The organism is Alcanivorax sp. DG881 (assembly GCF_000155615.1).
GTDB lineage: Bacteria > Pseudomonadota > Gammaproteobacteria > Pseudomonadales > Alcanivoracaceae > Alcanivorax.
Genome location: NZ_DS989915.1, coordinates 297,358 through 323,276, shown reverse-complemented (window position 1 = coordinate 323,276; position 25,919 = coordinate 297,358). Strand labels below are relative to the sequence as shown.

Annotated in this window: 25 protein-coding genes; 9 read left to right on the top strand and 16 right to left on the bottom strand. The window is 59.8% G+C overall.

Annotation, left to right across the window (positions count from 1 at the left end; translation table 11 throughout):
* Positions 1–14: 14 nt before the first annotated feature.
* Positions 15–692: a tRNA (guanosine(46)-N(7))-methyltransferase TrmB gene (locus ADG881_RS01410; RefSeq protein WP_007150704.1), complete on the bottom strand. Its 678-nt coding sequence runs from the start codon at positions 690–692 to the stop codon at positions 15–17.
* 171 nt (positions 693–863) lie between these two features.
* Here ADG881_RS01410 and ADG881_RS01405 point away from each other — a divergent pair, with 171 nt between their 5' ends.
* Positions 864–1,628: a hypothetical protein gene (locus ADG881_RS01405; protein ID WP_007149294.1), complete on the top strand. Its 765-nt coding sequence runs from the start codon at positions 864–866 to the stop codon at positions 1,626–1,628.
* 263 nt (positions 1,629–1,891) lie between these two features.
* On the opposite strand, the gene ADG881_RS01400 is transcribed toward ADG881_RS01405, so the two are convergent.
* From ADG881_RS01400 to ADG881_RS01380, 5 genes are all read right to left on the bottom strand, one after another.
* Complete coding sequence (locus tag ADG881_RS01400; protein ID WP_007148639.1) at positions 1,892–4,051, bottom strand: malate synthase G; 2,160 nt, start codon at positions 4,049–4,051, stop codon at positions 1,892–1,894.
* Between the two features lie 231 nt (positions 4,052–4,282).
* A complete protein-coding gene (gene ttcA, locus ADG881_RS01395) occupies positions 4,283–5,134 on the bottom strand; it encodes a tRNA 2-thiocytidine(32) synthetase TtcA (protein ID WP_039925904.1) in 852 nt (283 codons plus the stop codon).
* A gap of 106 nt (positions 5,135–5,240) precedes the next feature.
* Positions 5,241–6,038: an SDR family oxidoreductase gene (locus tag ADG881_RS01390; RefSeq protein WP_007150641.1), complete on the bottom strand. Its 798-nt coding sequence runs from the start codon at positions 6,036–6,038 to the stop codon at positions 5,241–5,243.
* A gap of 167 nt (positions 6,039–6,205) precedes the next feature.
* Positions 6,206–7,417 (bottom strand): acyl-CoA dehydrogenase family protein, encoded by a 1,212-nt coding sequence (locus ADG881_RS01385; RefSeq protein ID WP_007148784.1) that lies wholly within the window; start codon positions 7,415–7,417, stop codon positions 6,206–6,208.
* 9 nt (positions 7,418–7,426) lie between these two features.
* Positions 7,427–8,521, bottom strand: coding sequence for an acyl-CoA dehydrogenase family protein (locus ADG881_RS01380; RefSeq protein WP_007150556.1), 1,095 nt, complete (start codon positions 8,519–8,521; stop codon positions 7,427–7,429).
* 154 nt (positions 8,522–8,675) lie between these two features.
* On the opposite strand from ADG881_RS01380, the gene ADG881_RS01375 reads away from it, so the two are divergent.
* The 3 genes from ADG881_RS01375 (at position 8,676) to ADG881_RS17180 (ending at position 11,466) form a co-directional block, all read left to right on the top strand.
* Positions 8,676–9,764 carry a GGDEF domain-containing protein gene (locus ADG881_RS01375; RefSeq protein WP_232211665.1) on the top strand — a complete coding sequence of 363 codons (1,089 nt, stop codon included), beginning with the start codon at positions 8,676–8,678 and terminating at the stop codon, positions 9,762–9,764.
* A 73-nt stretch (positions 9,765–9,837) separates the two neighbouring features.
* Positions 9,838–10,404: a YecA family protein gene (locus ADG881_RS01370; protein ID WP_232211664.1), complete on the top strand. Its 567-nt coding sequence runs from the start codon at positions 9,838–9,840 to the stop codon at positions 10,402–10,404.
* 207 nt (positions 10,405–10,611) lie between these two features.
* On the top strand, positions 10,612–11,466 hold the full coding sequence (locus ADG881_RS17180; protein ID WP_050760100.1) for a DUF2914 domain-containing protein: 855 nt from the start codon (positions 10,612–10,614) through the stop codon (positions 11,464–11,466).
* A 187-nt stretch (positions 11,467–11,653) separates the two neighbouring features.
* On the opposite strand, the gene ADG881_RS01360 is transcribed toward ADG881_RS17180, so the two are convergent.
* Positions 11,654–12,238, bottom strand: a complete 585-nt coding sequence (locus ADG881_RS01360; RefSeq protein WP_007150170.1) for a hypothetical protein — start codon at positions 12,236–12,238, stop codon at positions 11,654–11,656.
* A 47-nt stretch (positions 12,239–12,285) separates the two neighbouring features.
* The gene (locus ADG881_RS01355; protein WP_007149381.1) at positions 12,286–13,854 is read right to left on the bottom strand and encodes a GMC oxidoreductase; all 1,569 of its coding nucleotides are present in this window, start codon (positions 13,852–13,854) and stop codon (positions 12,286–12,288) included.
* Between the two features lie 160 nt (positions 13,855–14,014).
* On the opposite strand from ADG881_RS01355, the gene ADG881_RS01350 reads away from it, so the two are divergent.
* Positions 14,015–14,272, top strand: a complete 258-nt coding sequence (locus ADG881_RS01350; RefSeq protein WP_007148759.1) for a hypothetical protein — start codon at positions 14,015–14,017, stop codon at positions 14,270–14,272.
* Between the two features lie 139 nt (positions 14,273–14,411).
* The gene (locus tag ADG881_RS01345; protein ID WP_007148762.1) at positions 14,412–15,584 is read left to right on the top strand and encodes a prolipoprotein diacylglyceryl transferase family protein; all 1,173 of its coding nucleotides are present in this window, start codon (positions 14,412–14,414) and stop codon (positions 15,582–15,584) included.
* On the opposite strand, the gene modC is transcribed toward ADG881_RS01345, so the two are convergent.
* The 6 genes from modC to ADG881_RS01315 all read right to left on the bottom strand — a co-directional run bounded on the left by modC (position 15,562) and on the right by ADG881_RS01315 (position 21,056).
* Positions 15,562–16,614, bottom strand: a complete 1,053-nt coding sequence (gene modC, locus ADG881_RS01340; RefSeq protein WP_007149199.1) for a molybdenum ABC transporter ATP-binding protein — start codon at positions 16,612–16,614, stop codon at positions 15,562–15,564. The genes ADG881_RS01345 and modC overlap by 23 nt on opposite strands.
* Positions 16,611–17,297: a molybdate ABC transporter permease subunit gene (gene modB / locus ADG881_RS01335; protein WP_007150925.1), complete on the bottom strand. Its 687-nt coding sequence runs from the start codon at positions 17,295–17,297 to the stop codon at positions 16,611–16,613. Before modB ends, modC begins: the two co-directional genes overlap by 4 nt.
* Positions 17,287–18,015, bottom strand: a complete 729-nt coding sequence (gene modA, locus ADG881_RS01330) for a molybdate ABC transporter substrate-binding protein (RefSeq protein ID WP_007150209.1) — start codon at positions 18,013–18,015, stop codon at positions 17,287–17,289. The genes modB and modA overlap by 11 nt, the downstream gene beginning before the upstream one ends.
* A 57-nt stretch (positions 18,016–18,072) precedes the next feature.
* Complete coding sequence (locus ADG881_RS01325) at positions 18,073–19,026, bottom strand: rhodanese-related sulfurtransferase (RefSeq protein WP_007150203.1); 954 nt, start codon at positions 19,024–19,026, stop codon at positions 18,073–18,075.
* Positions 19,023–19,382, bottom strand: coding sequence for a BolA family transcriptional regulator (locus ADG881_RS01320; RefSeq protein WP_007149592.1), 360 nt, complete (start codon positions 19,380–19,382; stop codon positions 19,023–19,025). Before ADG881_RS01320 ends, ADG881_RS01325 begins: the two co-directional genes overlap by 4 nt.
* Positions 19,383–19,535: 153 nt before the next feature.
* Positions 19,536–21,056 carry a carboxylesterase/lipase family protein gene (locus ADG881_RS01315; protein ID WP_039925901.1) on the bottom strand — a complete coding sequence of 507 codons (1,521 nt, stop codon included), beginning with the start codon at positions 21,054–21,056 and terminating at the stop codon, positions 19,536–19,538.
* Positions 21,057–21,352: 296 nt separating this feature from the next.
* Here ADG881_RS01315 and ADG881_RS01310 point away from each other — a divergent pair, with 296 nt between their 5' ends.
* Positions 21,353–21,709, top strand: a complete 357-nt coding sequence (locus tag ADG881_RS01310; protein ID WP_007148939.1) for a hypothetical protein — start codon at positions 21,353–21,355, stop codon at positions 21,707–21,709.
* Positions 21,710–21,928: 219 nt separating this feature from the next.
* Positions 21,929–22,993 carry an AraC family transcriptional regulator gene (locus ADG881_RS01305; RefSeq protein ID WP_007151398.1) on the top strand — a complete coding sequence of 355 codons (1,065 nt, stop codon included), beginning with the start codon at positions 21,929–21,931 and terminating at the stop codon, positions 22,991–22,993.
* Here ADG881_RS01305 and ADG881_RS01300 read toward each other — a convergent pair.
* The gene (locus ADG881_RS01300) at positions 22,975–24,063 is read right to left on the bottom strand and encodes an NAD(P)/FAD-dependent oxidoreductase (RefSeq protein WP_007150177.1); all 1,089 of its coding nucleotides are present in this window, start codon (positions 24,061–24,063) and stop codon (positions 22,975–22,977) included. The two genes, ADG881_RS01305 and ADG881_RS01300, sit on opposite strands and share 19 nt — an antisense overlap.
* Positions 24,064–24,206: 143 nt before the next feature.
* On the opposite strand from ADG881_RS01300, the gene ADG881_RS01295 reads away from it, so the two are divergent.
* Positions 24,207–25,187, top strand: a complete 981-nt coding sequence (locus tag ADG881_RS01295; protein ID WP_007148613.1) for a malate dehydrogenase — start codon at positions 24,207–24,209, stop codon at positions 25,185–25,187.
* Positions 25,188–25,284: 97 nt separating this feature from the next.
* Here the strand turns inward: ADG881_RS01295 and ADG881_RS01290 are convergent, their stop codons facing one another.
* Positions 25,285–25,866, bottom strand: a complete 582-nt coding sequence (locus tag ADG881_RS01290) for a DUF805 domain-containing protein (RefSeq protein WP_007150587.1) — start codon at positions 25,864–25,866, stop codon at positions 25,285–25,287.
* Between the last annotated feature and the right edge of the window lie 53 nt (positions 25,867–25,919).

Below are 25,919 nucleotides of genomic sequence, written 5' to 3'. Positions count from 1 at the left end.
AATCCGACAGTCTTTCAATCCCTCGCCAGGCTTGCGGTCAACTGCCAGACGGTTTGCCCGCTGGCCAGATACTTTTCCTCGAAATCCGTAGCAGCCTCCCCGTATACCGCTAAGGGCGCCAACAGCGCGTCAATCTCACTGATTGCCAGCGCCGCCTGAACCTCCTCAAGATAAACCGGCCAGTTGCTGCGCAACTCAAGTTCACCGCCCAACGCCAGCACAGAGGGCCACACTGGATGCCCCTGCCAGCGCCGCTTCAGGTGGGCGCTTTTCGGCCAGGGATTCGGGTATAGGATCTGGTGCCGGGCAAGTTGCCAGCCGGCCTGCTGCACCAGGCGCCATAACCCGGTGCAGTCCGCACGCAGGAACAGCAGATTATCCGGCGGCTGCAGCCAACGGCGGCCGCCTCGCTCCAGCCGGTTGGCCGATTGATCGACACCAATCACCAGCGCCTCCGGGCACGTCTGCGCCAGCAGCACGGAGGAGCGCCCCGTGCCACAACCGGAATCCAGCATCAGAGGGCGATCTGCCCCTTGGTCAGCGCGCCAGGCCCGGGCCTGCTCGAAGGCAGTACGGTCGTGGTCGGCGATGGGAGCCCGCCAGGCCGACGCCAGGTGACGGCGCACCACTTTTTCCAGATCGACATGGACACCCGACTGATTCGAGCTGACCGCACGGCTATTGGCAAACATGGCATTCCTGACTGGCGAAGCGACTGACGGGACGCACATTGTAGGCATGGTGGGCGCCAGTGCCAGCCCCTGGCAGAATTTGACCGCCACCACCCTACTGGCGGGCCGTTGCGGGCAGCGCTACTGTAGAGAGAGTCGGAACCCCGAACCACCGACCTCTGCGAGGACACCATGCGCCTGTGCCTGACACTGCTTATCATCATGCTTTCCCTTCCCGGCCTGTCTGCGGCTGACGATATGAGCATTCATGTGCTGGAGCGCCCGGACGCTCCCGCTCTGGTTCCTGTCATAGAGCCATTATTGCCGGCTGGCGGCTCCGTTCGCGCCTATCGCGGCAAGCTGATTGTGCGCACCACCGAGGCCAGCATGCAGGAGCTGCAAAGCGTTCTGGGCGGCCTGGAAGCCACCCCTTCAACCCTGATCGTGCATCTGCGACGCCAACAAGGCAGCAGCAGCCAACAAGGTGGCATCGATACCAATGTCCGGGGCCGAATCGAATCCGGCCAGGCGCCGGTGATTCAGGGCGAGGTGCGCATCGGCCAGCAAAGCCAGCAACAGCAGCGCCAGGATCACTACCAGATTCGTACACTCAGCGGTTACCCCGCCAATGTGAGCCAGGGCACCCTGGTCGCGCTCAGCGGTGGCTATTACGGCACCACCTTCGCGCAGCTGGATCAGGGGATTCAGGTGACGCCACAACTGACCCCGGACGGCAGCGTGGTACTGCAGATCAGCCAGCGCTTTGATCAACCGGCCAGCCACAACACCGCCCGCACCCAGCACAGCGCCACCACCTTGCGCGTCACCCCGGGCCGCTGGCAGCCCATGGGCAGCATCACCGTGACACAGAGTGGCAGCCGTCAGAGCATTGGAGGCTATCAAAACCAGCAACAAAGCATGACTTTGCCGCTGGAGGTGATGGTGGAACAAGAGTAGCTGCAGGCAACAGGCTCGCAGGTGAGGCCCCGATTCCTGCTGTAGGAGCGTCGCTGGCGGCGCGATTTCGGCGTATTGGTTAGAGCCCATCATCAACCCGCTAGACAAACCCGCACCCTCGCTGCGCGAGGTTCGCACCCTGAACGGTGCGCCTACAGCGGCTTCGTAGAAAGCCCGGGGATTAGGGGGCGCCCTTCCTGCCGAGCAAAACCCACCCACAAAAAAGCCCCGGCTAGCGGGGCTTCTTTGTTGTGCTGAACGCCTTACTTGGCTTTCAGCTCACGGCGACGACGGTGCAGAACCGGCTCGGTGTAGCCGCTTGGCTGTGCACAGCCTTCGAATACCAGCTCACAGGCTGCCTGGAAGGCAACGGAGCCGTCGAAGTCCTTGGCCATGGGCACGTAGTCCGGATCGTTGGCGTTCTGACGATCCACCACTTCCGCCATGCGTTTCATGGTTTCCAGTACCTGCTCTTTGCTGCAGATACCGTGGTGCAGCCAGTTGGCCACGTGCTGGCTGGAAATCCGCAGGGTCGCGCGGTCTTCCATCAGGCCCACATCCTTGATGTCCGGCACCTTGGAGCAACCCACACCACTATCAATCCAGCGGACCACGTAACCCAGCATGCCCTGGGCGTTGTTATCCAGCTCCTGCTGGATTTCCTCGGCGGTCAGCTCGCGGGTCAGCAGCGGAATGGTGAGGATGTCGTCCAGGGACGCACGGGTGCGGCTAGCCAGCTTTTCCTGAACCTCAGCCACGTTGATTTCATGGTAGTGGGTCACGTGCAGCGTGGCGGCAGTCGGAGACGGTACCCATGCACAGTTGGCACCGGCTTTCGGGTGACCGGCCTTGTTGGCCATCATCTGCGCCATTTCGTCGGGCATGGCCCACATGCCTTTACCGATCTGGGCGTGACCTTTCAGGCCGCATTCCAGGCCAATGTCCACGTTCCAGTCTTCGTAGGCGCCGATCCACGGCAGGGCTTTCATTTCACCCTTGGGTGCCATGGGGCCCGCTTCCATGGAGGTGTGCATTTCGTCACCGGTGCGATCCAGGAAGCCGGTGTTGATGAAGATGACACGCTCCTTGGCCTGACGGATACACTCCTTCAGGTTCACAGTGGTGCGACGCTCTTCATCCATAATGCCAATTTTCAATGTGTTAGCAGCCAAACCTAATGCTTTTTCTACACGCTCGAACAGCTCAACCGCAAAGGCCACTTCTTCCGGGCCGTGCATTTTCGGCTTCACGATATAGACGGAACCGGTGCGGCTGTTGCTTACCTTGTTGATGTTCTTCAGGTCATGCATGGCGGCCAGCACGGTAACCATGCCATCCATGATGCCTTCCGGGGTTTCTTCCCCGTTATGCAGGATCGCCGGGTTGGTCATCAGGTGGCCCACATTGCGAACCAGCAGCAGTGAACGACCGTGCAGGGTCAGGGAAGAGCCGTCCAGCGCGGTGTACTCACGATCCGCATTCATGGAGCGGGTCATGGTCTTGCCGCCTTTCTGGAAGCTCTCTTCCAGGTCGCCTTTCATCAGACCGGCCCAGTTGCGGTACACCTCAACCTTGTCTTCCGCGTCAACGGCGGCAACGGAGTCTTCGCAATCCTGAATGGTGGTGATGGCGGATTCCAGCAGCACGTCTTTCATGTTGGCCGCGTCGTCAGCTCCGATCGGGTGGCTGGCGTCGAACTGGATTTCCGCGTGCAGGTTGTTGTGCTTCACCAGCACCCCGGTGGGTGCGGCGGCATCGCCCAGGTAACCCTGCAGCTGGAATTCATCTTTCAGGCCGGTTTTTTCTGACCCCAGGGACACAACCAGCTTGCCGTCTTCGATGGCATAACCGGTGCTGTCCTTGTGAGAGCCGCTGGCCAGCGGGAAATAGTTGTCCAGGAAGTCACGGGCCCAGGCAATCACCTTGGCGCCACGCTTCGGGTTGTAGGCGCCGCCTTTTTCGGCACCGCCTTCGTCGGAGATCACGTCGGTGCCGTACAGGGCATCGTACAGGCTGCCCCAGCGGGCGTTTGCGGCATTCAGGGCAAAGCGCGCGTTTTTCACCGGCACCACCAGCTGCGGGCCGGCGATGGTGGCAATTTCGGCATCCACGTTTTCAGTGGTGACGTTGAAGTCTTCGCCTTCGGGCAGCAGATAACCGATATCCGTCAGGAACTGCTTGTACTCAGCCATGTCGATGGCCTGCCCCGCACGGGCCTTGTGCCAGGCGTCGATCTGCTTCTGCAGGTCGTCGCGCTTGGCCAGCAGCGCCTTGTTCTTGGGGGCGAGGTCATTGAGGATGCTTTCCAGCTCGGCCCAGAAGTGTTCCGGGTCGACGCCGGTACCCGGCGCAATCTCATTGACTACCAGATCATGGAGTTCGGCGGCGATTTCCAGGCCACCCTTCTGAATACGATCGGTCATGGTGCTCCTACCCTTCTGGTCGAGAGAATCTTGGTTAATCGGGACGTTCGGGGAAAACCCGGCAACCGGTCGGCGTCAGCGCGCCACCGTGTGGATTATCGCGAAAGCCCGGGGAAACGGTTCAAGGCGCGTAAAGACGGGCGCCCTGAAATAAGGCGACGGCATTTTACCGGAAACGGCGCCGTGAATCATGTTTAGCGGTAAACAAAGTCTGATTTGCCGGTTTTTTGATCAGCCGAACAGATTAACCACATCCAGACGGTGAGCTTGTTCACCGCCCTGCTGCTGGCCCTGCTCCAGGTTTTCAAAGTCGAACAGGCGGGTGTCTGCCAGCTGCGAGGGGGCGATGTTCTGTACCGCAGCAAAGATATTTTCAATGCGCCCCGGCTGTTGCTTGTCCCACTGCTGCAACATGTCCTTGATCACCTGTCGCTGCAGGTTCTTCTGGGAACCGCAGAGGTTGCAGGGAATGATCGGGTACTCTTTCAGGGCAGAGAACTCGATGATGTCCTTCTCACGGCAGTAGGCCAGCGGGCGAATCACCACATTGCGGTTGTCATCGCTGCGCAGCTTGGGAGGCATAGCCTTCATCTTGCCGCCGTAGAACATGTTCAGGAACAGGGTTTCAACGATGTCATCCCGGTGGTGACCGAGGGCAATTTTGTTGGCACCGATTTCCTCGGCAAACCCGTACAGGCTGCCCCGGCGCAGGCGTGAACACAGGCCGCAGGTGGTCTTTCCTTCCGGCACCTTCTCCTTGACGATGGAATAGGTGTCTTTTTCCAGAATGTGGTACGCCACGCCTTCTTTTTCCAGATACTCGGGCAGGATGTGCTCCGGGAACCCGGGTTGTTTCTGGTCCATATTCACCGCCACCAGCTCGAAATTGACCGGCGCGGAGTGCTGAAGATTGCGCAGAATCTCCAGCATGGTGTAGGAATCCTTGCCGCCGGACAGACACACCATCACCTTGTCACCCTCACTGATCATGTTGAAATCAGCAATGGCGCGGCCCGTTTCCCGCCGCAGTTTCTTCTGCAGCTTGTTGAGGCGAGTCCGTTGTTTGGCGTCCAGCGTGTCCATGGGAACCCTTTCTATATCTGTGTAACAGCCATCACGCTTCATGCAACACGAATGACGCGAGAACCGGATTTTGCGTGAAACCGTGTTGCGTGCCGCATGTGTGCGTTTATGTGACCTTCATTTTGCGGATCAATCGACGGTACAGCGAGGGAGCCCAGCGTTTCAGGTAGATGCCCGCCCCTTCGCGGCCGGCGATGATAACCTGATCACGGCCCCGCTGCACGGCCTCTACCAGCCGTTTGGCGCATTCTTTCGGGGCCATGGCGGTCTGCTGGGCGTCGTCCATGGTGCCCTGGCGAGAGCCGTCGGCAGTAAGCGCGTTGATCGACACCTGGGTGCGAATAAAGCCGGGCATCACCAGCGTCACCCGGATGCCCTGATCATATTCTTCCGCCCGCAGGGACTCGAAGAAGCCATGCAAGGCGTGCTTGCTGGCGCTATAGGCGCTACGCAGCGGCGTTGGCAGCTCCCCCACCAGCGATGTGATCACCACAAAACGTCCACCACCCTGCTCTTTCAGCCAGGGAAGCACGGCCTTGGTCAGCGCCACGGTGCCGAAGAAATTCACCTCCATGATCTGGCGATCCACGGACAGGTCCGTGTCGGCCACCAGTGAGCGCTGGGAAATTCCGCCATTGTGCACCACCTGGTCCAGCCGTCCGCAGGCCTGGCTGACACGCTCCACGGCTGGCGCCATGGCCTCACTCTGGCCAAGGTCCAGCGGCAGCACCACGTGCTCTTCGCTGTTCACCAGCCCACCACGCACTCGCTCCAGCTCTTCATGCCGGCGAGCGGACAGCACCAGCCTGGCGCCGCGGCGAGCATATTCCTTCGCCAGGGCTTCACCGATCCCGGAGGATGCCCCGGTAATCCAGACGACCTTGTCAGCCAGCGATTCCGCCATGAGTACTCCCTGAAACAACCACAAAGCCCCAAGCTTAATGCCCCAACCCAAAAACAAAAAGCGCGGTAAACCGCGCTCTTCGCTCTTCGCTCTTCGCTCTTCGCTCTTCGCTCTTAGCTTGTAGCTTGTAGCTTGTAGCTTGTAGCTTGTAGCTTGTAGCTGATTATTTATTTCAGCTCTTTGGACGACAGCCCAAGCAGGTGTCTCGCCACGATCAGCTGCTGGATCTGCTGTGTGCCTTCAAAGATATCGATGATCTTCGAATCCCGAGCCAGTTTTTCCAGCAGAGTGCGCTCTGAGTAACCCAGCTCACCACACAACGCCACACACTTGAGGGTCACATCGTTCCCCATACGCCCCGCCTTGGCTTTACACATGGAGGCTTCACGGGAATTGGGCTGGCCATTGTCGGCCATCCAGGCGGCCTTCAACGTCATCAGACGGGCGGCCTCTAGGTCGGCTTCCAGTCGGTAAAGCTCCAGCTCGCGGGCCGTTGAGTTATAAGGAAGTTTCGAGAAATTGGCCTCAACCCCCTCTTTTTCAAAGACTTCACGGGTTATTTCCAGCGCCGCGCGCGCCACACCCAAGGCCATGGCGGCCACTTGGGGGCGGGTGTTGTCGAACGTCTGCATTACTCCGCCAAAGGCTTTCTTGCGCGCCTCTTCGGTATCACCCACCTCGGCGGAACCGAGGATGTGATCCCTGGGAATCCGGCAATTGTTGAACGCCAGCGCGGCGGTATCCGACACCCGCAAGCCCATTTTGTCTTCCACGCGCACCAGTTGAACGCCGGGATTATCACGGGGGACGATAAAGGACTTGATCGCCGCCTTGCCCAGGGATTTGTCCAGCGTGGCCCAAACAACAATGGCATCGCAACGCTGCCCGGCGGTGCAGTAGATTTTCTCGCCGTTAAGCACCCATTCATCCCCATCGGCCACCGCAGTAGTCGCAACCGCAGCGGAATCGGAACCCGCGCCCGGCTCAGTAATCGCCATCGCGCAATACAGCTTGCCGTACTTTTCCTTCTGCTCCGGGGTGCCCACCGCCATGATCGCAGCATTGCCCAGCCCGCTGGCGCCAGGGATCGACAGCATCAGCCCCACATCGCCCCAGCACATGGCTTCTACGCCCATGATGCCCATCATGTTGCTGCCATTCTTGATTGCGTCGCTGGCCCCGTCTTTATTTCCGCCACTCTTTCCTTCACCGCGAGGCATGGCCGCCATCATCTGCGCCACCGGTTTCAGCTCTTCCGGGGTATCGCAGTGTTCAATGGCGTCGTACTTGCGTGCGATGGGGCGAAAAACGCCGCTAGCCAGCTGCTGAGCCATTTTCTGGGTCTGGGTGAGTTTCTCAGGCAATTCCAGATTAATCATGTTGTTCTCCTACACCATCAGGCTGCCGTGAAGCACGGCAATGCTGCGCAAGTTCCGGTACCACATCTCCAGCGGGTAATCGCGGACGAAGCCCGCTCCGCCAAACAACTGGATACCATTGGTACCAATTTCCATGGCCTTCTCCATGCACAGCAGCTGCGCCAGATAGGCCTCCTTGTGGAAATCGAGCCCCTGTTCGGCCCGGCTGGCGGCGCGCAACATCATCAGCCGCATCCCTTCGATCTCGATGGCCATGTTAGCCACCATGAATGCCACGGACTGGCGCCACGCAATCGGCTCGCCAAACGCCTTGCGTTCATTCACGTAGGGGATCGCGTATTCCATCACCGCCTGGCAGCAGCCCACCGCCAACGCGCACTGTCCGATGCGGGACAGGCCCAGCAGTCGATCCAGATCAAACCCGGGCAGCCGGTCGGCCTCGGGCACGGTCACCGATTCCAGCGTCAGCGTGGCTGGCTCCGCACTGCGCAGCCCCATGTACGCTTCGGACTGAATGGTCAGCCCCGCCGCATCTTTCGGAACGATAAAGGCAGCTACCTCTCCCTTTTCCGCCGCCACCACCACAAACCACTCACACTGCTCAGCCAGGGGCACCAGACTCTTCACCCCATTGAGAACGACTTGTCCATTGCCACTTTGTGCCGTGGTGGCTGGAGACGACGGCTCGAAAGTAGCCCGCGGTTCCGTCAGCGCGATGGCCGCGCCCGTAAAGGTTTCCGTCGCCATGGCAGGCAACCAGCGCTCCTGCTGCTCTTCGCTACCGAAATCCACCAGAGCGTTGACGGCGGCCATGGGCTGCAAGGCTGCCAGCGTATGGGAGATGTCCCCTTCGGCCAGATCTTCTACTGCCAGCGCATTGGAGAGCGGCGATCTCGGCATCCCCACACCACCCAGAGCTTCCGGCATGGGCATCAGCGCCAGGCCAAAGCCGGCGATACTGTTCAACAGTTCAGCACTCGCCTTCGCCGCGTCATCGGCGGCGCGGGATTGCGGGAACAGGGAATCGCGCACCATCTTGCGCATCCCTTCACGGGTCATGCGTTGTTCTTCGGTTAATGTCAGGTCAAAAAGCGGTGTGGACATACAAGGGCCTCATCCCGGCAAGCAAACGGTTGTTTGAACAACAGTTTGTCACTGGCTGTCTACCACCGACAATGACAGGTCTGTGACCTGCCACGATAAAAACGGTAAAGTTGAGCAAAAATACAACAACCCTTCAGTCAGGCGTTTTTTGTCCGTGTTTACACTGATACCGAAAGAGCCCCCGGAGCGCGCGGTCCGGCTAAAACGCCAAATCATGGCGATCTATTCCTATTGTTTATTGTGGGCCGGCACCTTCATTGGTGTGGAACTCACCGCTTTTGAACCCAACACACCACACCTGACCTTCTTCGCAGTGGTCTTTGCCGTTAACGGCCTGTTCTACCTGCTGATTCGCAGCGGCCTCAGCGAGCGCTTCGGGGACCCCAGCCTGACCATTCTGCAAATGGCCGTGGGCATCCTGCTGACCACCATCATTCTGCATTACTCCCGCGAACTGCGCGGCGCCATGCTGAGCATCTATTTCATGGTCATGACCTTTGGTGTGTTCGCACTGGATCGCCGACGCATGCTGCTGATGGCCGCCTTCACCCTGCTTTGCTTCACAGGGCTGCTGATTTACGAGTGGATCAATGCCCCCCAGCAAGCCATTTTCTCCTACCTGATCGGCCACTGGATCATTCTCACGCTCGGCCTGGGCTGGTTTATCTACATGGGCGGCTATATCCACAACCTGCAATTGCGGGTACGCGAACAGCGTGAACGGCTACGCGAAGCCCACGACCGCCTCAGCGCCATTGCCGTGCGCGACGACCTGACCGGCCTGTATAACCGGCGCCACTTTCTGGAACGTCTGGAAGAAGAGATGTCCCGCGCCAACCGGGAGAGCAGCCCGCTGCACCTGGCGATTATCGACCTGGACCACTTCAAACGGGTCAACGACACCTATGGCCATCACGCCGGCGACGAAGTGTTGCATCGCTTTGCGCAGCTCGCGGCCATGGGGTTGCGCAAGTCCGACCTGCTGGCCCGTTACGGCGGCGAAGAGTTCGTGGTGCTGTTCCCTCACACCAGCAGCCAGGCCTGCCTGGCCGCGCTGGAACGGTTGCGACACAGTTTTTCCGAACAGCGCTATGCCTTTGCCGGAGAATTAAGCAGCGCGTTTTCTGCCGGGCTAACGCATTACCAGCCCGGGGAAAGCGCTGAGCAATTCATAAAGCGCGCGGATAACGCCTTGTATGAAGCCAAGCACCTGGGCAGAAACCGTATCCAGCAAGCGGGCTGACCAGACCAGTACAACAGGACGGTGGAGGCGCGGCCCGTCTATCGGTATGCTTGCTCGCCACCGGGAGAAAAGCATGTCTGAGATTACCAACCCAAGTCTGAAAAACACGGTCCGCCAACATTTCGCCAGCCTGGGGGAAGACGCGCCGACCTGGACGGAAATTCACGGCATGCTGTGTGCCCTGGCCGCACGCCCGCAGGGCGATGACGATTCCCGGGTCGACTACGCCCATGAGCTGGAAATGCCGGTCCCGGACGAGGTGGCATCCGCCCTCAACCAACTGCGCCAACGTCTGGTGACCCAGTTACTCAGCGGCGAAACAGTGAACCTGCCCTGCCTGCTCGATCCCTATCAGGAAGAAGATGGCCAGGACCTGGCCAGCTGGTGTGCCGGTTTCATGACCGGCGTTTTCGTGAATGAGTCCCTCTGGTACGAGCACGACGAGGAAACCGTCGTCAATCTGCTGTTGCCCTTCATTCTAATTTCCGGTCTTGATGAAGATGAAGAGCTGGACGCCCTGTGGGAGAACACCCAGGTCGTGCGCCAGATGGCCCTGGGCATTCCGGAGCTGATTGAAGAACTGTTTTTATGTTTTCACGGGCCGGATGAAGGCGGCGAATCCCAGGGAACCTCTGAATAACGCCTTGTCCGCTGACCCGGCCTCTTGCCCCACTGATCACTGTCGTCAGACGTAACGTGACCCAGTTCCACGCCGTACCCGTGCCAAGCCTCTAGGCTTGCAGGGTGAGCTACCGATACAAAAACCATGTAGCCACCAGAACATCATTACTAGGGGGAACGCGTGCGCGTCATTCTTTTGGCAAGTTTACTGACGCCAGTGCTGGCGATGGCTCAAACCGAATCCCAGCCTGCCTGCCCGACACTGGCCCGGGCCAGCTTCACCACTGCGGTCGAAAACCGTGAACCCATCAACACCGTCAGCCAGGTACCTGTAGATACCGCAGAGCTGCTCTTTTATACCGAAGTGCATGACGGCAGCAATCAAACCCTCTACCACCACTGGTCGCTCAATGGTGAACCCTTTGTGGATGTCACCTTGGAGATTGGTTCGGATTTCTGGCGGACCTGGTCGTCGAAAACACTTACCGGCCTGGGCATGAAAGCGGGCGACACCTGGGGCGTTTCCGTCACCGGTGCCCCGGGTTGCGAATTGGGCCACTGGCAGGTAACGCTGACAGAATCCGGCAACGCACCGGCAGCGCCAGATACCTCCACGCAGGCCACGCCCGACCGTGCCGCACCAACGCCACCATCAGCTTCACCGCCACCTTCACAAACAGAAAGCCCCACTAACGCCGACGATGCACAGCAAGCCGCGCCAACCGACAGTGCGCCAGTGGATCTGAGCGCGAATTTCATGGCTATCGAAGAGCTGCTGACACTCGGCGACACTCGAGGGGCGCGTTCTGCCATCAAGCGGGCGCGGGCACTGACCGGTAATGCGCAGCAGCTCACCGACCTTGATCAAATGGACAAGGACAATCAGGCATTTGCTGAACTGAACCAGCTGATCCGTCAGCGCGACATCCCGGCCGCCCGGCAGAAGCTGCAAGCCCTGATGGTCTCTGTTCCGCCGGAAAGCCCGGTGTACCCTGCCCTTCAGGGTCGTCACAAGTTGCTCGATCAGCTCAACGAAATGAACCGGGACAGCGCTGGGCTCCAGGCCGCCTCAGCCCCGTAAAGGAACGCTTCACCGTTAGCGTGAACAGCACATTGTGAACCGCTTGATTGGATCTCAGTAGTGCCTCGCACTTTGCTGGACACGTAACCCGCAGCGGATCATGGCACAAGAGCCGGGATCCGCTCATCACTCCCAGTCCATCACTCAATACCGTGACAAAGCCCAAAAGGAATTATTCAGAGGTTCCTTAGTCGTCTTTAAGGGAAAGGTGGCTGACATCCGGTTGCGCCGGTGGTGGCGCCTGGGTGCGCTGGCCCAGGTCTTCCCCGGGCGCCGCCATGCTCAGGTGGCTTACATCAGGGGCCGGTGGTGCAGGCGCGCGGGTTGCGTTATCCATATCCTCACCCACATCCGCCACGGAAAACGCACCAGAGAAGCCGGTGCCCCCGGTACGAATAGTTCCCACGGTCTCCAGATCACCGCTGTTCTGCTCCCTGGGGCTGGCCGATACGGCTGAGTCGGAAGATTCCGTCGCCGGTGCAGGTGCTGCTGATGGCGCAGCAGCCGGCTGCGCAGGCACCGGCGGTTTCTCGCCACCGGAGACAGGGCGAATTTCACATTCCGCCCCGGCCTGCTTCATCAGCGCCCGAAACTTCATGGCCGTGGCCTGATCAGCATCTTTCTTGATCACCACTGGCTGGCCGGAAAACAGTTTCTCAACCCGGGCGCTGTCCATCTTGAACAAACGCCCCAGATTGCTCTTCACCGTGGCCAGGTCAGCACCACCGACCAGCTTCCCGGAAAACACGATATGGAAACGAGCATCACTCATGCTGTTGCGTTTCTCCCTTCAGGCAATTCAGTTTTCAGGCACAAGATTCAATCCATCTGCGCCGCACAATACTCCGCCAGCGCCGCAATGGTCCGTGACGGGTTCAGGCCCAAAGCCCGAGGCACCATGGCGCCATCCACCACATAGAGACCAGGATAGTTGAACACTTCCCCGGCATGGTTCACCACCCCCTGTTCCACAGAATCCGCCATATTGCAGCCACCCAGTGGATGCGGTGTGACCAGATTCTTGAACCAGGTCCAGGTAGCGGGTGTCATCGGGTTGCCCCCGGTGGCAGCCGTCAGTGACAAATGTCGATCGGCCAGCCCCTGCACTGCCTTTTCTGCCTTGCGATAATCCCACTTGAGCTTCAGGCGATCACGCTTCCATGGCCAGTACCAGCGCCGGCCCAGAGAAAAGGTGCCACCGGGATCATCCATGGCCTGACCAAACCAGGGCATCATTTTGCCAAAGGGGTTACTGCTGTCGCCATATTTCAGCATGGCCGCACCCAGCCGGCTGCCGGCAAACCGGGACTGCTTGCCCAAACGCTCCAGCCAGCTGCCAAGAATATCCGGCAAGCCTCCGTCTTCCACAAAATACCGGGCGCCATTGTCCGAGCCATCCAGGTAATCGATGGCGCTGGTGATGGTCGGGCCCCGCGTAGGTGAAATCTGACGATCTTCATAGAAAGCCGCCGTGGCAAAATCGCCATTACTGCTCCAGTTGTGCCCGAGCTTACGGCTGAGTTTGGGCAGCGTCTTGAACTGATCCCGGCAGCGCAGTAACAGTTCGGTGGAACCCATGGAGCCAGCAGCCACGATCACCTTGTCAGCCCGGAAACCGCGCCAGCCCCGCGCATCCAGATCCATGGCCTGCACTTCATAGCCCCCCGAGGCCAGCGGCCGAATCGTGCGCACGTGATGCAACGGACGAATCTGCGCACCAGCACTTTCCGCCGCCGCCAGATAATTGAGATCCAGGGTATTCTTGGCTTTCACCGGGCAACCCAGATCGCAATTGCCGCAATGGGTGCAAGTGCCCTGCTCTTTGCCCTGGGCGTTGACCCAGCTTTTACTATGGCGGTAATCGAACGAATCGTCGTTTTCCGCGCGCCACTCTGGATCAAACGTAATCGCCTGGGGTACCACGGTGAAACGGTCCCCGGCGCCGACCGCCTCCGCCGCTTCTTTCATCAGGTGGGTGCGTGGCGTCCACTGGCTCGCAGGCAATGTCTGCACATTGAGCATCACGCCAGTGATGTCGTAATAAGGTTTCAGGGTGGCGTAATCAATCGCCTCAGGCCAACCCTGCTCGAAGGCCTCGGGTTTGGCTTCAATACTGACGTTGGCATAAATCAGCGAGCCACCGCCAACCCCGGCCCCCATGGCAATACTCATGTCACCGAAATTGCGAAAATCAATCCAGCCGTTTTGTTTTTCCGGCTCATCTTCATCCCAAAGCCAGTCTGTCTGGGACACGGACGGGTAATCACCAGGCAACCAGCGCCTGCCCCGCTCCAGCACCACCACCTTGCTTCCCTTCTCGGCCAGTCGGCATGCCATCACAGCGCCCCCGAAGCCACTGCCGATGACCAGCACATCCACCTTTTCCATGTCGTCCCCAGTGTTTTTCTGCTTTTTGTTGTCGGCTCCCCGAGCGTCCAACTCTCTTCTTACACTATTTTTTGCACTATAAATTTAAGCGCCAATCCTGTCCATTTACACCGCTTTCCAGTAACCTGACCACCATCTTTGCCGGCCCACAGCAGCATCCATGGAACAGATCGATTTCGTTACTATTGAAGAGAAAAAGCGCCCTCGCAAGCGGGCTGCTGCCCCGAAAAAGGTGGCCAGCGCGTCGCGGCAGGCAACCGCGCGGCAAGGTGCTGTTCGTGAAGGCTACCGGCGTCTCACCGCGGACATTCCCGCCGATTTACACAAGCGCCTGAAAATGCAGGCACTGATGGAAGACCGTTCTGTCACCGAGTTGATCGTGCAAGCGGCAGAGAGCTTTCTGCGTAACCGCGACTGATTTCCCCCACCGTTTCCTTTGTCCCCATCCATCCTTTTCACGCATAGCACTTACGCTGTCACTGAAGCGTCACCGCGCTGTCATTCATTCGCACCCTTGTGGCGACACCCTTGGCGGAAACCGTCTAAGGAGCTAGCTCATGGCTGCAGATCTGTTTCTGCTCGTCTGTGCCCTGCTGTTCGGGCTTGGATTTCGTCAATTGTTCCGCCACCTTCCCGAGGAACGCTGGCAATTTGTCGCGTCACTGCCCTTGAAGAAAAACGGTGACGGTTCCTGGCAGGGCCTGAATCTGACCTTCTATGGTTTATTTACCGGCCTGGCCGGCGGGTTCGGCGTTGCCACTTTTATTCTTCTCACTGCCGCCGTCGGCGTTTCACTGATGACCACCGTACTCCTGACCCTCGGGGTACTCGCCATTTGCCTGCCGGCAGCCAAGATTATCGCCACAGTGGTAGAGAAAAATCGCCACGGCTTTACCGTCGGCGGCGCCAGTTTCGTGGGTATTATCATTGCACCCATATTCCTGTGGCTGGCGGACAAGGCCAGCCAGCACTGGTGGGACACGCCGCTGCCCACTCTGCCCATGCTGGCAGCCATGTCCATCGCCTATGTGATGGGGGAAGGGATCGGTCGACTGGCCTGTATCAGTTTCGGCTGCTGCTACGGCAAGGCCCTCAAAGATGCTCCCACCTGGGCCCGGCGCATGTTTGCCACGCTCAACCATGTCTTTATCGGCAAAACCAAAAAAATCGCCTTTGCCGGGGAAATGGAAGCCGTAAAGGTCATTCCCATTCAGGCGGTGACCTGCGTGCTCTACACGGCGCTGGCATTGTTATGCAGCGCCCTGTTCTTCCACCAGTTATTTGCTCTGGCCTTTGCCTTGAGCCTGGTAGGTAGCCAGCTTTGGCGGGTGTATTCGGAAACACTGCGGGCGGATTACCGTGGGGGCAGCAAGCTGTTCTCGGTCTATCAGCTGATGGCATTGCTCGCCGCGTTGTACGGTGTGGCTATCAGCATCGCCCTGCCCGCACATAGTGATTTACAGCCGTTACTCCACGCAGGGCTAGGCGCACTGTGGACGCCGGGAGTTATCCTGTGCCTGCAGTTGATTACGGTTGTCATGTTTTTCTTCTCGGGCACCAGCACCATCACCACCGGTGAGCTACGATTCGGGTTGGCCGCCGACTGGCGTAGCCAGGCCGGCTGCGACGGCAAGCATCACCAACATGACAAGAAAGACACGGGGCAGCCATCAGACACCGCGCCCCTCGGCGCCACCCTGCGCAGTTCTACACCAGCGCCACGGCCTTGATCTGGGCATAGACGTCGGCACCGGGAAACAGGGAAAGCTGACGAGCAGAACGCCCGGAAATCCGGGCCAGAATGCACTGGCCGGCCAGGGCAAGTTGAACCAGGCATTGCCCGGGCCCCACCTCACGCAAGCCGATCACCCGGGCCGGCAGAATATTGAGAATACTGCTGTCGCCCGGCGCACTCAGGCAAAGGCTCACATCCCGGGCGGCAATGCGCAGCCGCACAGATTCACCGGCAACCAGCGGCTGCTCAACAGGCAGCCACAGCGTGGCATCCCCCACCGTAATGCCCTGCAAATGATCCTCGCGGGCATAGTCCGCCACCAGGCCAGCCAACAGCGCGGTGGCGTCCGCACGTTGAGCCAGGGAGCCATCCAGCCGCGACAGCTCCTGGCTGGCTGGCCCCTGGGCAATAATGCGGCCGCGTTCCATCAGCCAGACCTGATCTGACAGGCGCAGCAGCTCATCCATGTTGTGGGTCACGTACAGCACCGGCACGCTACGCGCGGCCATGGCAATCAGGTCCAACAGCTCACCCTTGTGCGCCTCATCCAGGGCCGACAACGGCTCATCAAGCAGCAGCAGCTGCGGCGCCCCCAGCAAGGCCCGCGCCAGCGCCACCCGCTGGCTTTCCCCGCCAGACAACCCCTCCACCCGCCGGGCCAGCAGCGGGCCAATGCCCGTTTGTTCAATCACCTGCGCTTGCTGGCCCGCCGGGCTCTGGCGACGTCGGGCCACATAATCCAGATTGCCCTGCACGGTGAGGTGGCGAAACAGGGTGGGCTGCTGAAACAGCATGCCGATGGGCCGCTGCCACGGCGCCAGCTCCACGTCTGCCGACAGCCACGTCTGGTCGGCAAAGCTGATCACGCCATCGCAATGGTCCAGCCCGGCCACCATGCGAAGCAACGAACTCTTGCCAGCCCCGGAAGGCCCAAACAACACCGTCACCCCCTGAGGTTTCAATGTCGCCTCCACTTGCAATCGAAAACTGCCCCGCTGGCCCTGTACTGACAGCTCCAGACTCATGGCATGGCCCCCAGATTTGGCCGGCGACGCTGCCAGCGGAACAGTCCCCACAGCAGCAACAGCGACAGGCCCAACAACACTGCCGCAAGCCGATGGGCGCTGACATAATCGCCGGCTTCCACATGCTCATACAGGGCCACAGAGGCCACCCGGGTTTCCCCGGACAGGCTGCCGCCGATCATCAACACCACGCCGAACTCGCCCAGTGTATGCGCAAAGCCCAAAATGGCTGCGCTGGCATACCCCTCCCGGCACTGGGGAAGCACCAGGGAGAAAAACCGGTCGCGGGGCCGTGCGCCGGCAACCGCGGCCATATCCAGTTGCTGTGAATCAATGGCGGAGAACGCGTTTTTCAACGGTTGCAGAACGAACGGCAGCGAATAGAGCACAGAGCCGATCACCAGCCCGGTGAAGGTAAACGCCAGTGAACGCTGCTCGAATACCTCTGCCACCCAACCCCCCGGCCCGCTCGGACCCAGCCCGATCAACAGGTAAAAACCCAGCACCGAAGGGGGCAGCACCAGTGGCAATGCCAGCACCGCCTCCAGCAGGGCCTGGCCGGGCAGGCGCCGGCGGGCCAGCCACCAGGCCAGTGGCGTGCAAAGCGCCATGAGCAGCACAGTGGTTAACAGCGCCAGCTGAATACTGACGCCCAGAGCAAGCCAGTCCCCCTCAGAAAGCATCGTCAGGCACCCGGTAACCCGCCTGGTCGATCAACGTCTGCGCCTGGGGGCTGAACAGGAAGTCGTAAAAACGCTGCGCGGTGGCATTCGCGCCAAGCAGTCCACCCTGCTGAACAATGGGGGCATACCAGTCCGCCGGCACACGCCACTGGCTTCCGCCCTGCTGCTGTACCTGGCTCAGGGCCACGAAGGCCGCCGCGGCTGCCCCGCTATGGGCAAAGTGATAGCTCTGCCCCACATTCTCTGCGGTTACCTGTTTGACGGCCACGGGCAGATTCACCCGCGCCAGGACCGCTTCCGCCGCCACGCCATAGGGAGCGGTACGCGCATTCGCCAGCGCCAATGGCTGCACATTACCCTGACGCAAACTCTCGGGCCCCAACGGAACGCCACGGGTCGGCGTCCACAGCACCAGAATGCCCTGGGCATAGGTGCGGATCGACGCCGGGAGTAACAAGCCTTCTTGCGCCAGTTCAGCGGGGCGGCGCTGGTCGGCCGCGAGGAAGATATCGTAAGGGGCGCCCTGGCGAATTTGTGCCGCCAGCTTGCCGGTGGAGGCCACGGTCACGCCGATCCGGTCATCCGGGTGGCCCTTTGTGTACAGCGGGATCAGTTGTTTGAGCGTTTGCGCAAAGTTGGCGGCCACCGCCACCTGGGCGTTGCCGGCCAGCACCGGGGCGCTAAGCACGCTCATCAAAAGAAAAACCAGAATCCGCATCAAGCACTCCGCCAACACACCGGGAATCGCCCAGTCTAAGTCAGCCGTGAAGCACTGTCAGGAAGATTTACGCGGGTTCTGCCCACGATGCTGGCGGCCACGGGCCCGGGCCAGTTCAATCTGTTTCTGCCGTTCCGCAAAGCGCTGCTTCTGTTCGGGGGAGGATTCGTCGTAGCACTTCGGGCAGGACACCCCAAGCTGGAATTGTTCGCTGCGTTTGTCTTCATCACTGATTGGCCGACGGCAGGCGTGACACTGATCAAATTCACCGGGGTTCAGATCGTGGTCTACGGTCACCCGCTCATCAAACACAAAACACTCCCCTTCCCACAGAGAGTCTTCCTTGGGCATTTCTTCCAGGTATTTGAGAATACCGCCTTTCAGGTGGTACACCTCTTCAAAGCCCTGCTCTTTCAGATACGCCGTGGACTTCTCGCAGCGAATGCCACCGGTGCAGAACATGGCGACTTTCTTGTGCCTTGCCGGATCCAGGGTTTCCTTCACGTACTCCGGAAATTCCCGAAAAGTACGCGTTTCCGGGTTAATGGCCCCCTTGAACGTGCCCACTTCCACTTCATAGTCGTTGCGGGTATCAATCAACACGGTATCAGGATCGGAAATTACCGTATTCCACTCTTCCGGCGACAGGTAGGTGCCCACGGTGCGGGTTGGGTCGATGCCTTCCACGCCCATGGTGACAATCTCTTTCTTCAGCTTCACCTTGGTGCGCAGAAACGGGTGTTCGTCGTGAAAGGATTCCTTGTGCTCCAGTGCCGCCAGCCGCTCGTCCTGTTTCAGCCAGCCCAGCACCGTATCCACGCCCGCCCGCGGGCCGGAGATGGTGCCGTTAATGCCTTCATCCGCGAGCAACAAGGTGCCACGCACATCATTGTCATGCATCAGGTCCAGCAAGGGCTGCTGCAGTTGTTCAAACCCGTGCAGGCGAACAAACTTGTACAGGGCTGCAACGACAATGCTGTCCGGGGTTTCCACCCGATGCTGGGTACTCACTGTTTCTCTCCCGCTGTGTTCTTTCCCGCCGTCATCTGCGGATCGTGTTTACTGCCACCCAGGCAATCCGGTGACGCCAGTATCTCGCCCCCTTTTGCCTGCCATTCCGCCGGAGTGTGGGTATGCAATGCCAGTGCATGCACCGGGCCATTCAGCTCTTCAGCCAGAATCTTGTACAGCATCTGGTGGCGACGTACCGGCATCATGCCGTCAAAAACATCGCTGACCAGTACCAGCTTGAAATGCGTTTCCGAGTTTGGCGGCACGCTGTGCTTGTGGCTTTCATTTTCCAGCGCGAAATGTGCCACAGGCACGGCCTCGAAAACCTTGCGCTCGATCAATGTCGCTACACTCATGGTCCACCTCACACCTAAAACCGGGCCGGGGCCGTTCGAAAAACACGGCTAATGGGCTGATTATACCAGCTGCATCAGGGCGTAACGCCCCGTGCGGGGCGCGTATTCTACGGGGTTTGCGAGCACAGAGAAAATAAGCGGCCAGCGCCGGTATTAAACCGCAGGGATAATCTCCTGCCAGAGCCGCTCACCGGCCTCATCCAGCAAGGCCGCCCGGGGCTCTCCCGGACCCAGCTGACAAACCTGACGGTCGCTCTGCCAGCCATCCCAACCGGGCGAATCCCCACGGGCAAAGGCGCCCCAGGCATCCTGCACCTGCCGGGACAGCGCCCGCGCTTCGTCTGTGCCACCGGTAAAATACATGCCCGCCGGCGTATCGGTAACGCCGAACACGAAAGGCACATCCACCACATGGCAGGCCCCCAGAGGAATGCCGAAGGGCGCGCTTTGCCAGGTGAACTGGAAGCCCCAGCACTGGGCGTTGTGCCGACTCTGTGCATCAAGCAGCCGAACCGTGGGCACCCGGAACAGGCGATCCGACTCCATGGCCGACAGAAAGTCCAGCCGGCTGCGGCGGCTATCCGGCGTCACCGTCGTCTGATAATAATCCAGTGCCCGGGCACCATTGCCCGGCAGCGCCCGTTCAAAGCGCCGCAGGATTTCGTCGTCGTCGATCTGCTGCAGCGTATCCATGGTGGTCGTGCCCGCAAGCACCCCGGCATACTGAAAGAAGTGGAATTCATCACGGCAGACACCGGCCAGCAGGCGCTTGTCCGCGGCGGCACCAGCGGCAATCGCCTCGATCGGCAGTGCCGGCAGCAAATCACCGTCGACCATGGGCAGAAAGTTCATGGCAAACTGCGGCGTGGTTGTGCGTAGCCCGCGATCGACCAGCACCTTGACGGCGGCGTTCTGGGCCTTGATCCAGCTCTTGTCATCGGCACTGGCCAGTTTCTCGGCTGCGCTGCCAGCCCCCGGCAGTGCCTCCACAAAGGCGTCGGTCACCTTGCGCACCTGATCCGGGGCGAGCACAAAATCGGCAGCACCAGACTGGGTGATCGCGCTGTGGAACAGGTCTTTCGCCTGGGGACAGGCCAACAGCGCGCCGACACTGAAGCCCCCGGCAGACTCACCGAAAAGCGTCACTTGCCCGCAATCACCGGCAAAGGCGCTAATGTTTTCCTGTACCCATTGCAGCGCGGCCAGTTGGTCGCGCATGCCCAGGTTGGTGTCTGCATCCAGCTCCGGTGCCACCGCGGAGAAATCCGCAAACCCCATGGCGCCCAGCCGGTAGGCGGCGTTCACCACCACCACATTCTGGCTACGCGCCAGTTCGGCACCGTTATAGAGAACCTGGGATATCGAACCCGCCAGGTAGCCGCCACCGTGGAACCACACCATCACCGGGAAAGGGCCTTCTCCGTCCGGCACCCAGATATTCAGGTACAGGCAATCCTCACTGGATTCCTGAATCCCCATCACCGGGTTTTTCATTTGCAGCGAGGGCATCGGGTAATGATCTGCCGTTTGCTCTGCTCCGCTGTCAGGCAGAGGTTGCGGCGCCTTGAAGCGCAACTCGCCCAGCGGCGCCCGCGCAAACGGCACACCGCGGTATTCGGTTGCGCCTTTGTTGCCAAGCCCCTGATAGCGCCCCTGTCGAGTTACTGCTGTCATCCACTGCACTCCTGTTTTGCCAGGCTGAAATTAACCTGCATTAACCATAATGAACGCCACCGTGCCCACTTTATCCGCACTACCGATTCCTGACAGACAACACCATTTGCCAGGCGCTCAATACCCGCGCTCTACCCTAGCAAAATACATACTAATGAGTAGGCCAAACCACCTGTTTAATTGTTAGACAACATTAACAATCTTGCCTTATTAGTGACTTACACTTGTCCGCGCCCTCATAGAGGCACGTTGAGGGCTTTGAAAATCCATTGCCTTTTCTAAGGAGGGAAGCCCCCATGAGCAAGACCGCAACCATCGAGCAACGCTTTAACGAACGTTATGAGCAAGTGGCCACCGAAGCCAAAGCAACGCTGGAAAAAGTGAACAACGCCGTTCGAGGTGCCTACACCCGCCTCGAAGACAACGGTAACGAACTGTTCCAGAACCTGGTCAAAGCCGGCGAAAAACGCCAGAAAGCCCAGAGCAAACCCCAGAAAAAAACCACTAAAGCCCAGCCTTCCCAGCTGGACGAAGTGCGCAGCAAAGTTGCCGCCGCACTGGGCTTGCCGACCCGCGACGAAGTCGAAGCACTGAACAAGAAGCTGGCTTCGCTGACCCGCAAGGTCAACAAACTGGCCAAAGAGTCCAAGTAAGCCCCAATCTGCCGGAGCGGCCCTGCCGCTCCCGGCACAATACTTTCCCCGCCCCCTTTTCCTGTTTCCACTCAAACCTTGAGCCCATTCGGGCCATAAACTCGCCAACACGGTCAATAAACCAGCAATACGCACTTAACCCCACACCAAGTGTTGACTTGCCGTGCTGCGTCTCGTTATCTAAGGGATTCTGTACTGGATAACAACAACTGCGAGCTCATGCCGTCCGCTAATCTGTCAGCCTCTCTGAAGCATAAAACCGTCGCGCCTTTCTGGCTGGAATACCTGCTGGATGCCGCTTTGCGCGCCGGCGTGGACCTGAGCTATGCGCTGGTGGAGTCCGGTATCAGCAACGACGACCTGGAAGATCCCCAGTCGCGGATTTCCATGGCCATCGAAAACCCGTTACTGAAACAGGCCATCGCTGGCAGTGCAGATCCGCTATTTGGGCTGCATATGGGGGAAGGCATCCGTCCGCGCTTCATGGGCGAACTGGGTTACGCCAGCATGTCCAGCGCCACGCTGGGGGATGCCATCGAGCTGATGATTCCCTTTATGAAAGTCACCACCGAATACGCCCAACTGCGTTTCGAGTGGCGCGAACAGGATGGCGATAAAACGCTGTGGCTCATCTGGGAAAGTGATCTGGAAGACCTGCCCACCTACCCGGCCCGGGTCGACGCCAATTTCGCCGCAGCCATCGTTTACGGCCGCTGGTTAATTGGCCAGGAACTGAACCCGGCACGCATTCTCTTCAAACACCCGCCACAGGGCGACGAAGCCGAGTACCAGCGCATTTTCCGTTGCGACGTTACCTTCGGCCAGCCGGAAAATGCCATCGTATTACCCGGCCACCTGCTGGACCTGCCCCTGCGCGATGCCGACCCGGAAGTGCACAAGGTCGCCCGCTCACGCATGCAACGGGCGGTTACCCAGTACCACGCCCGCGACAACCTGCTGGAACAGGTGCGCCTGGAAATCCAGAAACGCCTGCAACAAGGCGTCCCGCAGCTGGAGCCCATCGCCGATCAGCTGGGCGTCAAACCCTGGACCCTGCGCCGACAGCTACGGGCCGAGAACACGGATTTTTCCAGCCTGCTGGAAGATGAGCGCCGCCGCCTGGCCTGCGACTGGCTGCTGCACAGCGAACGCTCCGTGAACCAGATCGCCCTGGATTTGGGGTACTCCGAACAAAGCGCGTTCAACCGCGCCTTTAAACGCTGGTTTGATATGACGCCGGTGCAATACCGTGACAGCCAGGGCAATCACACCTTCAATGATTGAGCCCCCCGCCACTGACGCTTGCACTGACCTAACGTCAGCCCCTGTGCAAAGCCGTTGACCAGGGTGCCGCCCAGCCGGCCCTGCAGCAGCCGTGAGGACACCGGGAGCACCCCGTAAAAGAGTGCCCCAAGCCGGCAAACCTGTTGCAGCTCCTCCCGCCAACCCGCCAAAGCACGGGGATAGAAGACATCCGGCCTTTCGCCCAATATCGCTTGCGCAGCGAGCTGACCACTAAGCACGGCTCCGTAAATCCCCTCCCCCAGCAACACTTCCGTGCAACCCGCCGCATCGCCCACAAACAACACGCGCCCATTGGCCAGCCGGGTATGTGGTAGCCAGGTCCCCAGCGGGTAGCCCGCCACATGCTTCGCCTCAGCCCCCAGGCGCGCCTGGCAATAGCGCTGAAGCGTAGAGCGCTGCGGGGCAGCCGCCCCGTGTCGCCAGACATAAAGCCCCACATTCACATGATCGCCCTTGGGAAACAGCCAGCCGTAACCACCACGGATAACACCAAAATCCAGTGTCATGGGCGGGTAGTTACGTACGCTTTCCCGAGGCACGCAGCCTTCGATGGCCATGGCACCAGCCGGGTGACGCTCCCCCAGCAGCCGGGCCACAGCACTATTGGCACCATCCGCTGCGATCAACCAGGGCGCTGAAAAGACTGCTCCCTCACGGGTCTCAATGCGCACGCAGTCTGCCCACTGCTCCAAGCCTGTCAGGCCTGCCGTCTCATGGAATACGGCGCCCTGGTACTCCGCCTGGCCACGGCAAAACGCATCCAGCTCGGCCCGCTCCGTCATCACACAGAACGGCGTGGCGCTGCTGAGGTGACGCACCGGCGAGGACGAATGACTCACCGCCAGGGAAGTAACCGCTTCGCGCACCACCGGCGCAATGCTGAATCGGTAGCGCGCCACGGCTTTCTCGGTAACCCCGCCCGCACAGGGTTTTCCCCGTGACGGGGGGCGGGAAATCACGGCCACTCGCAACCCGGCCGCAGCCAGATCCCAGGCCGCTGCACAGCCCGCCTGACCGGCGCCGACAATCAACACATCCCAGTTCGTCATATATCTCCCCCCGATTCCGTGCGATTAGCCGCCGGGTCCTTTATAATGCGCGCCGTCCGGGACCCTGACCCACGGACCTTGTTCAGCGGTCCCCTCGGTTTCAGCCACATAAGTTCTCCCGAATTAAAGCTAGGAGATTGTTCATGAAAGCACCCGTACGCGTAGCCGTCACCGGCGCCGCTGGCCAAATCAGCTATTCCCTGCTGTTCCGCATCGCTTCCGGCGATATGCTCGGCAAAGACCAGCCCGTTATTCTGCAGCTGCTCGAAATCACCCCTGCTCTGGAAGCCCTGAACGGGGTCATCATGGAGCTGGAAGATTGCGCATTCCCGCTGGTTGCCGGCATCACCGGTACCGACGATGCCAACGTGGCCTTCAAAGACGCCGATTACGCGCTGCTGGTTGGTGCTCGTCCGCGTGGTCCAGGCATGGAGCGTAAAGACCTGCTGGAAGCTAACGCAGCCATCTTCTCCGCCCAGGGTAAAGCCATCAACGACAATGCCAGCAAAGGCATCAAGGTTCTCGTTGTCGGTAACCCGGCCAACACCAACGCCCTGATTGCCCAGCGCAACGCGCCGGACATCGATCCCCGTCAGTTTACTGCCATGACCCGCCTGGACCACAACCGTGCCATGGCGCAGCTGGCCAATAAGCTGGGCAAAACCGTCAATGACGTGAAGAAAATGCTCATCTGGGGCAACCACTCTTCCACCCAGTACCCGGATCTGCACCACTGCGAAGTGGACGGCAAGGTAGCCATCGACCAGGTCGAGCAGGACTGGTACGAAAGCGACTACATCCCGACTGTTCAACAGCGTGGTGCGGCCATCATCAAGGCCCGTGGCGCTTCCTCTGCCGCCTCTGCTGCCAACGCCGCTGTGGACCACATGCGTTCCTGGGCACTGGGCACCGACGAAGGTGACTGGGTTTCCATGGGTATCTACAGCGATGGTTCCTACGGCATCCAGGAAGGCCTGATCTACTCCTTCCCCTGCACCTGCAAAGACGGCGACTGGACTATTGTTCAGGACCTGGAAGTCAACGACTTCTCCCGTGGCAAGATGCAAGCCACCGAGCAGGAACTGGCGGAAGAACGTGACGCCGTTTCTCACCTGCTGCCGTAAGGCTCAGGTCGGGCAATAAAAAAAGGGGCTCTCAGGAGCCCCTTTTTTTGTGCCGCTACGCGGCTGCTACACAGTTTACGCAACAGGCAACACGCGATCAGTATTCGGAATAATCCATCTGCTGCATCTGGGCCTGTTGTGAATACTGCGCATAGTTGGCCATGGTGATCGGGAACAGCACACCGAAATAGCCCACCATCAACAACAGCACAATCACGAAAGCGGCTTTTACGCCACCGGAATTGCCGACCGGAGCGGCGCCGTACTGGTTGCTGCCTTCACTACCGCGTTTGAACAACATCACCAGACCCAGCACCAGGTTGGCAATCGGCACCAACATGAGCAGGCTCAACCAGCCACTGGCGTTGATGTCATTGAGACGACGCACCATGTAGCCCCAGCTCATCACCATCACACCAATGAACGCCACGGTGGCGATCAGCCCCATGATCATTGCCCCTGCGCCAATGGCACTGTCACCGGCACTCATGATGCCCGGGATCACAACAGCAGCTGCGACACCCAGCACCAGATAGAACAATAAGGTCAGACCAGCGGCATAGACGAAATAACGCATACGGCCGATGCGCCCTGACAGAGACAGGAATTTGGGTTGATAGGTGTCCTGGTTACCGGCAACAGCAACATCTGCATTGGGTGCCTGATAGGGTTGGTTCATGGGTACTCCCCCTGGGGTTCAAGGTTTAAGAAAACAATCAAAGATTAATGCGT